Source organism: Dyella flava, from assembly GCF_016904955.1.
In the GTDB taxonomy this organism is placed as follows: domain Bacteria; phylum Pseudomonadota; class Gammaproteobacteria; order Xanthomonadales; family Rhodanobacteraceae; genus Dyella_B; species Dyella_B flava.
The window spans coordinates 33,386-47,507 of sequence record NZ_JADIKE010000029.1 but is presented as its reverse complement, the minus strand read 5'-3'; the positions used below and the strand labels follow the sequence as shown (position 1 = coordinate 47,507).

General features: G+C 62.0%; 15 protein-coding genes. 4 read left to right on the top strand and 11 right to left on the bottom strand.

What is annotated here, in order from left to right; genetic code table 11:
• Positions 1 to 95 precede the first annotated feature (95 nt).
• The 10 genes from ISP19_RS05135 to ISP19_RS05090 all read right to left on the bottom strand — a co-directional run bounded on the left by ISP19_RS05135 (position 96) and on the right by ISP19_RS05090 (position 8,645).
• On the bottom strand, positions 96 to 788 hold the full coding sequence (locus ISP19_RS05135; protein ID WP_204680283.1) for an RES family NAD+ phosphorylase: 693 nt from the start codon (positions 786 to 788) through the stop codon (positions 96 to 98).
• 114 nt (positions 789 to 902) lie between these two features.
• Positions 903 to 1,301: an MbcA/ParS/Xre antitoxin family protein gene (locus ISP19_RS05130; RefSeq protein ID WP_204680282.1), complete on the bottom strand. Its 399-nt coding sequence runs from the start codon at positions 1,299 to 1,301 to the stop codon at positions 903 to 905.
• A gap of 167 nt (positions 1,302 to 1,468) precedes the next feature.
• Entirely contained in the window at positions 1,469 to 3,235 is a 1,767-nt protein-coding gene (locus tag ISP19_RS05125; RefSeq protein WP_379945692.1) for a DUF885 domain-containing protein, read from the bottom strand.
• A 17-nt stretch (positions 3,236 to 3,252) separates the two neighbouring features.
• The gene (locus tag ISP19_RS05120) at positions 3,253 to 4,905 is read right to left on the bottom strand and encodes a SulP family inorganic anion transporter (protein WP_204680280.1); all 1,653 of its coding nucleotides are present in this window, start codon (positions 4,903 to 4,905) and stop codon (positions 3,253 to 3,255) included.
• Positions 4,902 to 5,519: a ParB-like protein gene (locus ISP19_RS05115; RefSeq protein ID WP_204680279.1), complete on the bottom strand. Its 618-nt coding sequence runs from the start codon at positions 5,517 to 5,519 to the stop codon at positions 4,902 to 4,904. The genes ISP19_RS05120 and ISP19_RS05115 overlap by 4 nt, the downstream gene beginning before the upstream one ends.
• 202 nt (positions 5,520 to 5,721) lie before the next feature.
• Positions 5,722 to 6,426 (bottom strand): helix-turn-helix transcriptional regulator, encoded by a 705-nt coding sequence (locus ISP19_RS05110; protein ID WP_204680278.1) that lies wholly within the window; start codon positions 6,424 to 6,426, stop codon positions 5,722 to 5,724.
• A gap of 171 nt (positions 6,427 to 6,597) precedes the next feature.
• Complete coding sequence (locus ISP19_RS05105; protein WP_204680277.1) at positions 6,598 to 7,248, bottom strand: glutathione S-transferase family protein; 651 nt, start codon at positions 7,246 to 7,248, stop codon at positions 6,598 to 6,600.
• 25 nt (positions 7,249 to 7,273) lie between these two features.
• Entirely contained in the window at positions 7,274 to 7,678 is a 405-nt protein-coding gene (locus tag ISP19_RS05100) for a GFA family protein (RefSeq protein WP_204680276.1), read from the bottom strand.
• Between the two features lie 49 nt (positions 7,679 to 7,727).
• Positions 7,728 to 8,015: a hypothetical protein gene (locus ISP19_RS05095; protein WP_204680275.1), complete on the bottom strand. Its 288-nt coding sequence runs from the start codon at positions 8,013 to 8,015 to the stop codon at positions 7,728 to 7,730.
• A 9-nt stretch (positions 8,016 to 8,024) separates the two neighbouring features.
• A complete protein-coding gene (locus ISP19_RS05090; RefSeq protein WP_204680274.1) occupies positions 8,025 to 8,645 on the bottom strand; it encodes a DJ-1/PfpI family protein in 621 nt (206 codons plus the stop codon).
• A 149-nt stretch (positions 8,646 to 8,794) separates the two neighbouring features.
• Here ISP19_RS05090 and ISP19_RS05085 point away from each other — a divergent pair, with 149 nt between their 5' ends.
• Entirely contained in the window at positions 8,795 to 9,811 is a 1,017-nt protein-coding gene (locus ISP19_RS05085) for a class 1 fructose-bisphosphatase (protein WP_204680273.1), read from the top strand.
• A 45-nt stretch (positions 9,812 to 9,856) separates the two neighbouring features.
• Here the strand turns inward: ISP19_RS05085 and ISP19_RS05080 are convergent, their stop codons facing one another.
• Positions 9,857 to 10,744 (bottom strand): 2OG-Fe(II) oxygenase, encoded by an 888-nt coding sequence (locus ISP19_RS05080; protein ID WP_204680272.1) that lies wholly within the window; start codon positions 10,742 to 10,744, stop codon positions 9,857 to 9,859.
• An 831-nt stretch (positions 10,745 to 11,575) separates the two neighbouring features.
• Here ISP19_RS05080 and ISP19_RS05075 point away from each other — a divergent pair.
• The 3 genes from ISP19_RS05075 to ISP19_RS05065 are packed head-to-tail and all read left to right on the top strand — an operon-like array spanning position 11,576 to position 14,120.
• The gene (locus ISP19_RS05075; protein ID WP_204680271.1) at positions 11,576 to 12,037 is read left to right on the top strand and encodes a chemotaxis protein CheW; all 462 of its coding nucleotides are present in this window, start codon (positions 11,576 to 11,578) and stop codon (positions 12,035 to 12,037) included.
• A complete protein-coding gene (locus ISP19_RS05070; RefSeq protein ID WP_204680270.1) occupies positions 12,034 to 13,464 on the top strand; it encodes a CheR family methyltransferase in 1,431 nt (476 codons plus the stop codon). The genes ISP19_RS05075 and ISP19_RS05070 overlap by 4 nt, the downstream gene beginning before the upstream one ends.
• Entirely contained in the window at positions 13,461 to 14,120 is a 660-nt protein-coding gene (locus ISP19_RS05065) for a chemotaxis protein CheW (RefSeq protein ID WP_204680269.1), read from the top strand. The genes ISP19_RS05070 and ISP19_RS05065 overlap by 4 nt, the downstream gene beginning before the upstream one ends.
• The last annotated feature ends 2 nt before the right edge of the window (positions 14,121 to 14,122 follow it).

Sequence of the window (14,122 nt, the reverse complement as noted above, 5' to 3'; positions counted from 1 at the left end):
TTCCAGTCGGGTCGTTACTGTTCGTCGTCCCGGCGCACGCCGGGACCGGGCGCCGCTGACCAGCTAGCTGCAAATCAACGCGCGTGCACGCCCATTTACGGGTTGGCGCGCTTCATCTCGCTGACTTCGAACACCTTTGCGATGCGTTTGCCGTCCCAGCGATAGGTCAGGTGCTGGGCTTGCACGCAAGGCGCAACCACATCGGGATAGAACGCCGCCAGGCATTCGCCGCCGCGATGGCGCACGCTGTCGTAGACGATACCGTTGGAGCCGTCCTGGCGTAGCTCGCGCGCCAGCTTGACGCCTGCGCTGTAGTCATCGCGATCATGCGCTTCAGGCCAGCCGCCGCGGATGTCGTGCAGTTTGCAGTCGATACTGGTGCGATAGCAGCGCATTTCGATGTCGCAGGCCGGCTCCGAGGTTGCGGCAAGAAAAAGCTCGCGGTGATACACGGTTTCTTCCACTGCGGTGATCACGCTGCGCGCGGCGTAAAACACGCCCCAGCTGCCATCCGAAAAACGGCTGCCCTCCGGATTCAGATGCGTGAAGGCCGCCATCACCGGCGTCGACCCGGGGCCGCTGATACGGCGTTCGGGCGGAACCAGGCGCAAGGTATTGGCTTCCTCGCGCAGGCGCGGATTGGTCAGCGCTTCGATCGCGAAGACCGCGTCAAGGTCGGCAGGATCGGCGATGCGATCGAACAATCCGACCGGCGGAAACCGGCTCGGCACGATGCGATAAGCCTGACTCCAGCGGATGCGTCGAATGGGCGGCGTTTTGCTAGGCATGGATATTCCGCGGCACGAGTCGCTGTGATGCGTGTTCTTCTTTTTTGCCTTCAGAGTGTGCCCGGGCGTGCTCTCGCCGACTGCGACGAGCGGCACCGTTTGTGTGCCGACCGATCAATGACCGCCGCGCTGCGCATCCAGATATTGCCGCACCACATACAGGTCGGCGACGTTGCCGGACAACATGCGTTCCAGCGCCGAATGTCCACCGAACAACGACGCCTGATTCGCCTTGTGCAGCCACGCATCGGCCTGCTTGGTATCGGGGAACAGAATCTGCAACGCCTTGTAGATGCCCAGCAGATAGCTGATGCGTTCCAGCGTGTCGCGCCCGAGCACGCCGTCCTGCTGGCGCTTCCACTTGTAGAAGGTGGATTCGGGTGGATCGCCCAGCAGCCTGCGCTGTTCGGCGATCCGCAGATTCCAGAGGTCCGCCAGTTTGAAGAAGCTGCGCAGGGCAGGGCCGCTGAGGCCTTCGGCGGGCTCGGTGCTGGGCAAGGGATAGGCGGTCATAGCAAACTCTCCTGGTAGAGTTTGTGAAGACAATACTCTATTGGTGAAGTTTTGACCAGTCCAGTTGGGGGCGGTGGAGATCGACGTTCAGCCCTGCTTCGCGGCTATCTCTGCGCAACAGGCGCTGGGCCCCGGCCTGCGCCGGGGCGACGGGTGTGAGTTTGAGGTCAGGGTGCGGTTTTGGTGGCTTTCGAGCAGTCGCAGCCGTAGTCCGGCTCGGGGCCACCGTCCGCGATAAAGCGATCGATGCGTTGCTCCAGCACCGGCAGCGGTACCGAACCGGTGGACACGATGGTGTCGTCGAAGGCGCGGATATCGAACTTCGGTCCCAGCGCCTTTTCCGCTTTGGCGCGCAGATCCAGGATCTTGAGATAACCCAGTTCGTACGACAGCGCCTGCCCCGGCCAGCTGATGTAGCGATCCACTTCGTTGGCGATTTCGCGATCGGACAGCGCGGTGTTCTGCGTCATGTAATCGATCGCTTGCTGGCGCGTCCAGCCCAGATGATGGATACCGGTATCGACCACCAGGCGACAGGCGCGCCACATCTGATAGGTGAGATAACCAAAACGCTGATAAGGCGTCTTGTAGATGCCCATCTCGTTGCCGAGGTATTCCGAGTACAAGGCCCAGCCCTCGCCGTAGGCGGAGATGTAACCGTTACGCCGGAACGCGGGCTGGTCGTGCTCTTCTTCGGCCAATTCCAGTTGCAGCGCATGACCGGGATAGGACTCATGCAGGGTCAGCGCAGGCATGTTGAACAGCGGACGCGAGGGCAGGTCGTAGGTGTTGACCAGATAGACGTCCGGGCCGCCACGGCCGGAGGTGTAGTACGGAGCGATATCGGCCGGCACCGGTTCGATGGTGAAACGTTCGCGCGGCAGGTGGCCGAAGAACCGGCTCAACTGACCATCCACTTCCTTGGTGACCCAGGCCGTCTTATCCAGCAGTTCCTGCGGCGTCTTGGCGTAGAACTGCGGATCGGTGCGCAGGAAATGCAGGAAATCCGCAAAGCTGCCCTTGAAGCCGGTTTGCTGCATGGTCTGCAGCATTTCCGCGTGAATCTTGGCGACCTGCTCCAGGCCGATCTGGTGGATGCTGTCAGGGTCGAGATCGAGCGTGGTGTATTCACGGATCTGCTGGCGGTAATAGGCCTTGCCATCCGGCAGCGCTTCGGCGGCCAGCGTGGTGCGAGCCTGCGGCACGTATTCATTGCGGAAGAAGGTGAGCAGCTTGGCGTAGGCCGGAATGACGTCCTTGCTGATCTTTTCCCGCGCATCGGCCTGAATGGCGGCGACCGTCGCCGCCGGAATGTTCGACGGCATGTGTTGCAGCGGCGCATAGAACGAGGTTTGCGTGGGGTCCTTGGCGTCGGCCACGGAAGCGATCGAGACATCACGTCCATTCAATACCGCGCGCGGCACGCTGAAGCCGCGCTTGAGGCCGGCGCGCATGTTGGCGATTTCCTGGTCGAAATAAGCCGGTACCTGGCCGAGCCGGTCGACGTAATGGCGGTAGTCGGTTTCGGTGCGCAGGCTATCGCTGCCGAGATCGTCGTCCAGTTCGCTCCAGAACGCCGAATCGCTGTTGAACGGCATCTGCCATTGCTTGAATTGCTCATCGGCGATGAAGTTGTGGATCTGCTCGCGATACACGGCGTAGTTGACCTGCTCGGCGGGCGTGAGCTGCTTCACGTCGATGGCGTCGAGCTGGCTCATCACTTTTTGCCAATAATCCAGCCTCTCCTGCTGGCTCTTCGCATCGACCTGGTCCAGGCGGCCGGTGTTGGGCTGCGATTCGCCCGATGCGCTGATGCCCGACTGACCGGTACGCCATGCCCATTCCTGCTGATAGATCTGCCGGAAGTGCGTGTCGGCGTTTTCTTGCGCCAGCGCCGGAATGGCCAGTGCCAATCCCAAAGTCAGGCAGCAGATGCGTGTGGTGGCGTTCACTACTTAGGATTCCCCGTTGACGAAGGTGCGCCGGCCAATGCCGACACGGCATCTTCCACGCTCCAGTTGTTGAGTGCCTGTGGCGAAAGCTGGGGCAGGGCGGCGCGCAGCAGCAGGTTGCGCGTTTCGTCTTTCAGGCGCGCCACGTGCAGCGCGATGCCAAGCGCTTGCAGCCAGCTGGAAAAATCGCTGAGCGCTTCCAGCGCGGTGCTGTCCAGATCGGGAGATTCCTCCAGGCTCAGGATCACCTGCTGCAGATCCTTGCGCTGCGTGACCTGCCCGCGCGCCATGCTCATCATCGACTCTGCGTTGGCGAAGAACAGCGGTTCCTCTGGACGCAGGATCAGCATGCCCGCCGGCTGCACCGCTGTCGGATGCTGGGCGATAGCGACGAAATCATGTCCGTTGGCCAGACGTCCCAGCACGCTCAGGCGCGCCGCGGCCAGTTGCCGCAGCAGCATGATCAGGCTGAACGCGATGGCGACCAGCAAGCCGTTGAGAATACCCAGCGACAACACGGCCACGACCGCAGCCAGCGCCAGCAGGCGGTCGCGCTTCCACTGCAGATAGGGCTTGAACACCGACAATCGCCACGACTTGCTAACCGCATGAATCACGATCGCCGCCAGCACGGCCAGCGGAATGCGTTCGATCCAGCGCAGCAGCAACAGCACCATCAGCAACACGGTAGCGCCCGCCACCAGGCCGGCCCAGCGCGATTGCGCACCGGCCGCTTCGTTGGCCGAGGTACCGGAATAGCCGGCGCCGACCGGCATGCCTTGCAACAGGCCGCATAAAACATTGGCCACACCGAGCACCAGCAGGTCGCGGTTCGCATTGACCGGATCGTTGTGCTTGAGCGCAAAGCCACGAATGGAGCTGTATGACTCGGCGTACAGAATCAGCAGCAATGCCGCCGCCAATTCCACGCTGGGCAGCCACTGCCCGCCGGCTGGCCAGGCCGGCATGCCCAGGCTCATATGCAGATTGATCGCACCGGTCAGCGGCACGCCGTGCGCGGCCAGCCAACCGGAAGCCATCACGCCTAATGCGATCACCAGCAGACTGCCGGGCAGGCGACGCACCCGCTCGCACAGAAACAGCAAAGCCAACGACACGACACCGGTGCCGAGCGTGACGGCATGCACCTGGTCCGACGTGCGCACCAGATCGGTAATCAGCAACGGCACGAAATCACCGTGCAGATCCGGCCAACCGCCCAGATGCGGCAGCTGTTTCAAGGCAATCACGATGGCGAGGCCGAAGGTGTAGCCGCGCAACACCGGACGTGCGATGAGATGCGACAGGCCGCCCAGCCGCGCAAATCCGGCGATCAAAAAGCACAGGCCACCGAACAGCACCAGAGTTGCGCCGATGGCGATGCGTATATCGACCGCATTGCCGGCCAGGGCCAGCGTGCCGGCCGCCAGTACCGCAGCCGACGAGGACGTGGACGAAACGATCGCAAAGCGGCTGGTGCCGAGCAATCCGTAGCAGACCAGCCCGATGAACAGTGCGATCACACCGGCCTGCGGCGGCATGCCGGCAATGCCCGAGTACGCGACCGCCTCGGGCAGCAGCAGCCCCGCAATCGCCAGACCGGCGAGCAGGTCGACCAGGTCGATCGAGGGACGAGCCGGCGCGGCGCTCATTGCATGATCACACCGCTCCAGCCAGGCAGGTACGCGGTGTCGTGCGAATGCGCGTAAATCATCGCGTCCTTCAGCGCCTTGGGCGTGACGTGGCCCTGCTTGAGCTTCATGTTGCGCCGGTAGAAGTCGGCCCAGAGGAATTCCGAATAGGGCGTCGCATCCTTGGAATAGCCGCCGGCGTTGCGAACCTTTGCCGCCAGCGTGCGATAGGGATCATCACGCATGTCGGCAAGTTTTCCCGGGATGGCGTCGTACAGCTCGCGCTGGCCCTGCTCGTTGTACGGATGCGCCCAGCGGTTGAATTCCATGGTGTGCCAGAACACCGGCAGCTCCAGCCAGGAGAAATCGCGCTGGATCATCACCGGCACTTCCTTCACGCCTTCTTCCAGCAAAGCCAGTCCAAGGTGGTGATGGTCGACGATATAGACCTGGTTCTTCGGCCCCAGCACGCCCGGAAACCAGTGCTCGGCCAGCATCTGCTTGCGCTTTTTCTTGCCGAGCCGTTCCCAATCGGCCCGCTTTTCCGCCACCTCGGCCTTGCCCACCGTCATTTGGGTCGGGCGCAGCCTGGCTGGCGCAATGGACAAAAGAGGATGACGCACGCCTGACGACATGAGGGACTCCCGCAGTGACCGAAGTCCGTGCAGGGTAGCCCAACAGCGGGGCATGGGGGATGGGACCGCCCCGCAATGGATAGGTCGGAACGGCTGGGAGCAGGTTGGGTAGGTTGGGTTAGCGCAGCGTAACCCAACGATGTTTATCGCTTCGATCGAATTCCGTTGGGTTACGCTGCGCTAACCCAACCTACCTAACCTACTATTCGAGGCCGGCGTAATAGCCGCGCATCGCCTGCAGGTAGGAGCCAAGATCCCGATCCGGCCCGCTCTGGAATACTTCGCTGGTTTCATCCATGCGCACGATGCGGTCCGGGCGGAAATTGCGGAAATCGCGACGCAGCCGGCACCAGGTACCCAGCGTCCATTTGCCACCCCAGAAGGCCAGGCACAGCGGTTCCACCTCGCGTTCGCTTTCTCGCCCGATTTCATCGCGGTATTGCAGGCGCAATACATGCTGGGTTTCGATCGCGGCATGCAATTGATCGATGCGCGCTGCGAAAGCGATCGATTCTTCATCGCGCCAGATTGGCGCATAGATACGCGTGCGCGAGGATCGTTCGCGCAACTCAGGCGGCAACACTGCCTCGATCTTGACCAGTGCCGCCTGGGCGCCGGCCGCCAGCTTCTCGCCGGCAAACGCGCGCACAAAGCGCGTGCCGACCACCAGCGATTCGAGCTCCTCGGCGGTAAACATCAGCGGCGGGATATCCGAGCCCTTGCGCAGCACGTAGCCGACGCCGGCCTCGCCTTCGATCGGTACACCCGAGAGCTGCAGGTCGGCCACGTCGCGATAGACGGTGCGCAAGGAGACGCCGAGCGTTTCCGCCAGCTGACGCGCCTGCAATGCGGTGCGGCGACCGCGAAGGGCGTTGATGATGAGGAAGAGTCGATCGGCGCGGCGCATCGGTACATGATCGCCCAGGCGAAGGGCGTGGGCCAGCGTCCGAAGTCATGCAAGGTTTTCGCAGCATCTGAGACAGCAGGGTGCTGCACGAAACCTTGGACCAGCCGCTCTCCGGAAAGGGGAGCGGCCATCGTGACTTCCGCTGCGCGGGCGACGTACTGCATGGCCCGTTCACGCCGCCTGTTGGGCAACGAATTCGGCATCCCTGGCCGCCGCCCGCTGCATCGCCGGGCGCATGATGACGCGCTCGATATAAGCGCGGATATCCGGTGTTTCAGGCACCAGGTTGAACAAGGTCGTCCAGTGCAAGGCGATGCCCCACAGCACGTCCGCGGCAGTGAAGCGATCACCCAGCAGGTACGGACCTCGGGCAAGTTGCGCGTGGATGGTGTTCAGCACGTCATCCCAGGTGCCGTAGGGCGACGTCATCGGTGGCGCCGGTTCGCGCTTCTGCGAACGATCGACAACGGCCGGCTCGAACGACGAACCGTAATAGACCAACCAACGCAGATACGGACCACGCCGCGGATCGCCGATCAGCGGCGCCAGCCGCGCCTCGGGGTAGAGCTCGGCCAGATACAGAAATACCGCGGGTTGTTCGGCAACCAGCACATCGCGATGCAGGATGGCCGGGACCTTGCCCATCGGGTTGATCGCCAGATAAGCCGGCTGGCGCTGCTCGCCTTTTTTGAAATCGAGCAGATGCAGTTCGTAGTCAGCACTCAATTCTTCCAGCAAGGCCAGCGTGCCGCCGGAGCGGCTTTGTGGGGCGTGGAAGAAAATCACCTTGCGATCGGAACCATCGCTGATATTCGGTTTCATGCTGCGTACCTCTCTATCTGCACGCCTATAGGTGCCGTGTTTCGGCGGGCGCGCTACGCCAGTTGTCGTGACGGCCATCGGCGAAGTGCATCGGCGATTCGATCAGTTCGATCGGTTCGGCATCATCGAGGCAGGCCATGTTGACGCTGTAGAAATCACCGCCCAGCACATCCAGATGACCCTTGCCGAAGGGACGCACGCCGCAATGACGGCAGAACAGGTGATGCATGCTATGGGAGCCGAACTGATAGTCGGAAAGATCGTTCTCGCCACTGATCAGGCGAAAGGCATCCGGCTTGACGATCACACACCATGCGCGCGTCTTGGCGCAGATCGAGCAATTGCAGCGCCCGGTGCCCTGCGCCAGATCGATATCCGCTTCGAGTTTCACTGCGCCACAGTGGCAGCTGCCGTGATAGGTCTTTTGCATGACGGGATTCCTTGCAAGACAACATTGTGAAAAAGCGTTTGCGCCGATCTCAACGCTTATCGGTCGGCGTATCTGATGGCGTCGCCGACGCCGCTGGCGCTTCATCGCCTGCGGTCAGTGCGGAGTGCGTGAACAACCCGACGACCGCCGCCGTTGCGGTGGCCACCAACACACGCCGGCGGCCCGGTGCAAAGGCAGGTCGCAGCGAAATCAGCCGCTTGCCCGACACCGGCGGATTTTTCGTCACCGTCGGCAGCTTGTATTGCCCATCCATCAGCAGGCCGCGCAGATACAACGGCCGATATGCAGTCAGAACCTTGTCGATCCAGTTAGCCATGTCAGCACCTCATGCAGCCCGTGCAACGTCGACGCTTTCGCTGGCCAGCCACGGCGGCAGCACCGCGTGTTTGAACAGCCGATACCAATGCTCGCGATCGCTGCGGGTATACAGATCCAATGTGTGGATGATTTCGCGCGCGAATTCGATCCCACCCAGATGACTGGCGGTGATCACACCGCCGTCGCTCACTGCCAGCACGTTGGCGTCGTACTGATCCTCGCCCGCATAGCCCGGCACCTCACGCGCAATCTGGCCGGGCCAGCTGCCGGTATGGCGGCAATCGTCGATCAGCCCGGCGTGGGCCAAGGCGAAGACACCCTCACCTATCGCCGCCACCGGTGCGCCGGCGCGATGCACATCCAGCGCGAGGCTGGCCGTTTGCTCGACCTGCGCGGATAGCCAGAGATGACCACCGGGCAGGATCAGCAAAGCGGCCGCATCCCGATCCAGCTCATCGAGGCTGCTATCGGGCAACACCTGCCAGCCGCTCATCGACGTCACCGGCGCACGGCTGAAACCGATGCTGCGTACCTCCCAATCCCCCGGCCGGCGGATCTCGCTCAAAGCCAGCGCCACCTGCCAATCGGCAAACCCCTCGAAAACCAGCACATACACCACATCGCGCATGATCGTTCCTCCTTTTCGATAATGAGAGCTTGCGCGCCCGCTACTGCCAGCGTGTTGTCAGCAGCAGGCTGACGCCCGGTTCAGCCCGGTGTGTGGCGCCCGTAAGGCAGAGTCGGGAAAATGGCAGTCCCTTTGCTCGCGGGTTCACCATGAAGTCCATTTCGCTGATTCAGTTCCTGATCGAGGAGCGCCGCGCCGGCCGCGTCAACGCCGAACTGTCCCTGCTGATCGAAGTGGTTGCGCGCGCCTGCAAGCGCATCGCCGTGGCCACCAACAAAGGCGCCCTCGGCGGCGTGCTGGGCGAAGCCGGCACCGGCAATATTCAGGGCGAAGCGCAGAAGAAGCTGGACGTGATCTCCAACGAAATCCTGCTGGAAGCCAACGCCTGGGGTGGCCAGCTGGCCGCGTGCGCGTCGGAAGAAATGGAAGATCCGCAGCCGATTCCCGACATGTATCCGAAGGGCAATCATCTGTTGCTGTTCGATCCGCTGGACGGCAGCTCGAACATCGACGTGAACATCTCGGTCGGCACGATCTTTTCCGTGCTGCGCTGCCCGGACGGTGTAACCGACGCAAAAACCGAGCACTTCCTGCAACCGGGCACCACCCAGCTTGCTGCCGGCTACGTGGTCTACGGTCCGGCTACCGTGCTGGTGCTGACCTTCGGCCACGGCACCCACGAATTCACGCTCGATCGCGAAGTGGGCAGCTTCATCCTCAGCCGCCGCGACATCCGCATTTCCGAGGAAACCGCGGAGTTCGCCATCAACATGTCCAACCAGCGCCATTGGGAACCACCGATGCAGCGCTATATCGGCGAACTGCTGGCCGGCAAGGACGGCCCGCGCGGCAAGGATTTCAACATGCGCTGGGTCGCCTCGATGGTGGCCGACGTACACCGCATCATCACCCGCGGCGGCACCTTCTTCTATCCGCTCGACGCCAAGATCAAGAGCAAGGGCGGCAAGCTGCGCCTGATGTACGAAGCCAATCCGATGGCCTTCATCATCGAACAGGCCGGCGGTGCGGCGACCACGGGTCGTGAGCGCATCCTCGAGCTGCAACCGACCGGCCTGCACCAGCGCGTGCCGGTGTTCCTCGGTTCGAAGAACGAAATCGAAGTCGCCACGCATTACCACCTGGTGGCGGACGGCGCGCAGGGCTGAAGCGCCGGATGTTCGAAGGGTGGCCGCCGTGGCCACCCTTGCGTGTCACGTAGCGGAAGCAGCCGTCTCCCCATACCGCCGCTGACGCATCCACTTCGTCACGATCCACTTCTCGCCACGCGTCACCGGCGAGCCGCCGTGCAAGGTGAGGCGATCAAGCTGGTTGTAGCTGTTGGTGTATTCGAAATAGACGGCTGAACCTTTTTTCGGCACGACTTCCAGGCCGATCTCGGGGAAGATGGTGGTGCCGCCTTCTGCCACTTCGTTCAAATACATCACCAGGGTCGAGACGCGCTGGCCGCCGATGGTCATCTGCACGTGGCTGCCGGGTTCGTCCGGCGGGAAATAATCGAAGTGCGGCTTGTATTCGCCGCCTACGTTATAGTGCAGCACCTGCAGGCCTTCGCCGTTTTCAACCGGCCAGTCCATCACTTCGGAAATGCGCCGGTCCAGCCGCGCGATGAACGGATCGGCGTTGACGGCAAAGAAGGTGCCTTCACTGCTGCGGTCGGCGATGACTTCATGCTTGCCGCTGATCGGATCAACCGTGGTGGAACGATGCATCTTGTTCGCCGATAGACGGATCAGCTCGTCGCATTCTTCCTCGCTGAGCACACCATCCAGCACGGCGATCATCGGACGATGCACGCGCGTGACGATGCGCACGTCGCGGTCGGAGGTGCGGATCAGGTTTCCGGCCGGCAGGCGCGGTTTTTCGTAGGCATAGCCCGCTGCGGCTTTCGGCTTCTCTTCGAAAGGCGCCGTCATGGGTCCGCTGTTGGTCATCACGCCGTTGACCGCCGCGCGCGCGAAGATGGGATCGAAGCGGTTGCGCACCATGTCGTCGATCAACGCTTGCGGCGCGCAACCACGCGCAAGATTTTCGCGGATCCAGTCATGCCATTCCGGCGGCAGTTGGGTAATCGCGTTCATCGCAGACTCCTCAGGTCTACATGGCTGTCGATTCGCTAGTTGGTCTTGCTGCCAGGGCTGGCCGGGCGGGATGGGCTGATTGTGAACTTGTTTGGTGATCGTGGGGAGCCCGCCAAGTTGCAGACCTGATCATCTCGCGGGATTGGCCGGAGTCGCGCGCCCTTCGCCCCTCGAAAGTCGACTCCTCGTTGTACGGCAATCCTTTGACGGGTACGTGGAGGCGGCCTGGATTCCAACGCCGGGCACCGTCTGGAAGACTGTGCGGTCCCGGGCAGCCGGATGGGTACACATGATTATCCAGGGCCATAGCGGACCTCGGTCAGAAGGACGACCCGGAGCGTTTCGGCCTGGACAACCTTCCAGAAGTGCAACCGCAACTGCCACCAACGGAGCAGTTTCGGATAGCGCCTCGGGATGTGCGCACTTGGAATAATGGATTCATTAGCCAAGGCAATAACGACGCCATGTCTACACGAAATCCACGCGAACTTAATATCTGCACCCCACCCTGCGATATCAGCACGATATAGACGAATTGACGCTTAGCATGGATTGTTTGAATTTGCTTTGACCATGTGCACATTCCAGGCACTACGCATATTGATTGCCAATCTGTCGAGGTATAGCGTGTGCTTACCTGTCGCAAACAGGTATAGCCGCGACAGGCGTTCGATGTGCTGAGCCAGCTGGGAAAGCTACGAGTCGTTCCATCCTGAACTTAATTCGGGCCACGCGTTTTTTCGCAACGCGGATGCACTGAATAAATGAGAGCAACTTCAGGTCGCCATGCTCGTGGCTATCGGCCGACTCATACGGGGGGCGTAGATCGACATGCGCAATCAGTACGTCGCTTTTGTGCTCGACGAACAGCGTTATGCGCTGCGCCTGTCCGCGGTCGACAGCGTCGTGCATGCAGTACGTGTCACGCCACTCATCAACGCTCCTGACATTGTGCTGGGCGTCGTGAATGCGCGGGGGCAGATCGTTCCCGTCATCCATGTACGGCGCCGGTTCCATCTACCGGAACGGGAGGTTGCGCCGAAAGACCAGCTTATCTTCGCGCGCACCGCAAAGCGCGCCGTTGCCCTGGTGGTGGACCGTGTTGCGGGCATCGTCGAATGCGGTGACCACGACGTGATCGAGGCCCAGCGCATTCTGCCTGGTGCCGATTATGTGGAAGGCGTCATCAAGCTCAAGGATGGCTTGATCCTGCTGCACGACCTCGATGCCTTTCTTTCGCTGGACGAAGCGGCATCCCTGGACGACGCACTGGAAGGTAACCGGGGCGCATGATGCAGCTCGCCTTCACGCCCCCGCTATTGTCACGTTTGAGCGAATTACTCGCCGCGCGCACGGGGCTGAACTTTCCTCCCCATCGCTGGGCCGATATCGAGCGCGGCATCAAGGCCGCCGCACCGGTCTTTGGCATGCCCGACGCCGAGTCCTGCGCGCGCTGGTTGCTCGCCACGCCTCCGACGCGCAACCAGATCGAAATACTGGCCAGTCACCTGGCCGTCGGCGAAACCTATTTCTTTCGTGACGAATCCTGTTTCAACGCGCTTGAGCAGCATGTGCTGCCCGCGCTGATCCAGGCACGGATGAACGGCGAACGCCGCCTGCGCATCTGGAGCGCGGGTTGTTGCACGGGTGAGGAAGCGTATTCGATCGCGATCCTGCTTAACCGGCTGATTCCCGATCCCGCCCATTGGCACGTGACCATCCTGGGCACCGATATCAACCCGGCCTTTCTGCGTAAGGCGGCCCGGGGCATTTACGGGTCATGGTCATTCCGCAGCACGCCAAACTGGGTACGTGCAGGTTATTTCCATCCCTGTGCCGATGGACGTTTCGAATTGCACGCGCCGATACGCAAGCGGGTGTGCTTTTCCTATCTCAACCTCGTCGATGACGTCTACCCATCGCTGAGCAACAACACCAACGCCATGGACGTGGTCATCTGTCGCAATGTGCTGATGTATTTCACGGCGGCACAGGCCAGGAAGGTGATTGACCATCTTCGTGACACGCTGGTCGATGGCGGCTGGCTGATCGTTGCGCCCGCCGAAACGTCGGTGCAGTCGTACCCCGGGTTGACCGCCGTCGAATTTCCGGGTGCCATCTTTTATCGCAAGGGCAGCGTTCCGGGCTCCTCACCCTTGCTGACGACGCACCCCATGGAGGCTGTGCAGCTGGCGCATGCATGCGCCGCACCCGCGCACGCCGTCGAGGCGCTGATACCGTTGCCCCAGCCCGTCGTGTCGACGCCGCCACGCGTAACCGCGATGAGCCGTCGCGAAACCATCTCCCCGGCGGATTGCCGTCTGGCCAGGGACTACGCCAACCAGGGCCGGCTCGCCGAGGCGGACGCCTGCTGCGAAAAGGCGATCGCCGCCAATCGGCTCGATCCGCTGCCGCAGTATCTGCGCGCGCTGATCCAACAGGAACAGGGACAGTTCGACCTGGCAATGCGTTCGCTGGCGCGCGTGCTGTATCTGGACGGCGCTTTTGTGCTCGCGTATTTCGCACTGGGCCAGTTGCATCTGGCGTGCGGGCAACAGCGTGAGGCGGCACGGCACTTCAGGAACGTGCTCGAATTGCTGCGCGCCCTTCCGCCGGACGAAATCGTTCCTGAATCGGAGGGCTTAAGCGCCGGACGCCTCGCCGATATCACGAACTCTGTGCTCTGCAGTTTCTCCAAACTCGGAACGGCTGACGCATGAACGGGAACGATCGCACATCAGCCAAACCATCCACGTCGGGGAAGGTGGAGAAAGCGGCCATCGACTATCGCGAACTGGAGCGACGCCTGGCCACCGCCCGCGCGGCCATTGAGCAAGGGTGGCAACCCACGCCCGAAGAGAGTCGCGGCATTCTGATGGCGCGGGCGCAGGCGCTGGCGGCCGAAGCCGGGCAGGAAGAGCCCGCCGACGAATGTATCGAGGTGGTGGAGTTCCAGCTGGCCTACGAGCGCTATGCCATCGAGTCGCGCTATGTGCGTGAGATCTATCCCTTGGAAAGCCTCACGCCGTTGCCCTGCGCGCCGCCGTTCGTACTGGGCATCATCAATCTGCGTGGCGAGATTCTTTCGGTCATCGACATCAAGGTGTTTTTCGAGCTGCCCGCACAAGGACTCACCGATCTCAACAAGGTCATCGTGCTGCAAATGGACAGCATGGTTCTTGGCGTACTGGCAGATGCCGTGAACGGTGTGCGTCGGGTGCGTATCGGCGAGATCCAGCCATCTCTGCCCACGCTGGCGAACATCCGCGACGCCTATCTGAAGGGTTTGACGGAAAGCCGGCTGGTGATTCTGGACGGCGAAAAACTGCTGTCCGACACGAACATTGTTGTGAACGAGCAAGTGCACGAACAGTAAGT

Bases quoted from the DNA above. Each gene is read 5' to 3' on its own strand.
- ISP19_RS05075 (WP_204680271.1), top strand. From the start codon at position 11,576: ATGCGCAATCAGTACGTCGCTTTTGTGCTCGACGAACAGCGTTATGCG.
- ISP19_RS05070 (WP_204680270.1), top strand. From the start codon at position 12,034: ATGATGCAGCTCGCCTTCACGCCCCCGCTATTGTCACGTTTGAGCGAA.
- ISP19_RS05130 (WP_204680282.1), bottom strand. From the start codon at position 1,301: ATGACCGCCTATCCCTTGCCCAGCACCGAGCCCGCCGAAGGCCTCAGC.
- ISP19_RS05085 (WP_204680273.1), top strand. From the start codon at position 8,795: ATGAAGTCCATTTCGCTGATTCAGTTCCTGATCGAGGAGCGCCGCGCC.
- ISP19_RS05135 (WP_204680283.1), bottom strand. From the start codon at position 788: ATGCCTAGCAAAACGCCGCCCATTCGACGCATCCGCTGGAGTCAGGCT.
- ISP19_RS05110 (WP_204680278.1), bottom strand. From the start codon at position 6,426: ATGCGCCGCGCCGATCGACTCTTCCTCATCATCAACGCCCTTCGCGGT.
- ISP19_RS05120 (WP_204680280.1), bottom strand. From the start codon at position 4,905: ATGAGCGCCGCGCCGGCTCGTCCCTCGATCGACCTGGTCGACCTGCTC.
- ISP19_RS05080 (WP_204680272.1), bottom strand. From the start codon at position 10,744: ATGAACGCGATTACCCAACTGCCGCCGGAATGGCATGACTGGATCCGC.
- ISP19_RS05095 (WP_204680275.1), bottom strand. From the start codon at position 8,015: ATGGCTAACTGGATCGACAAGGTTCTGACTGCATATCGGCCGTTGTAT.
- ISP19_RS05065 (WP_204680269.1), top strand. From the start codon at position 13,461: ATGAACGGGAACGATCGCACATCAGCCAAACCATCCACGTCGGGGAAG.
- ISP19_RS05115 (WP_204680279.1), bottom strand. From the start codon at position 5,519: ATGTCGTCAGGCGTGCGTCATCCTCTTTTGTCCATTGCGCCAGCCAGG.
- ISP19_RS05105 (WP_204680277.1), bottom strand. From the start codon at position 7,248: ATGAAACCGAATATCAGCGATGGTTCCGATCGCAAGGTGATTTTCTTC.
- ISP19_RS05100 (WP_204680276.1), bottom strand. From the start codon at position 7,678: ATGCAAAAGACCTATCACGGCAGCTGCCACTGTGGCGCAGTGAAACTC.
- ISP19_RS05090 (WP_204680274.1), bottom strand. From the start codon at position 8,645: ATGCGCGATGTGGTGTATGTGCTGGTTTTCGAGGGGTTTGCCGATTGG.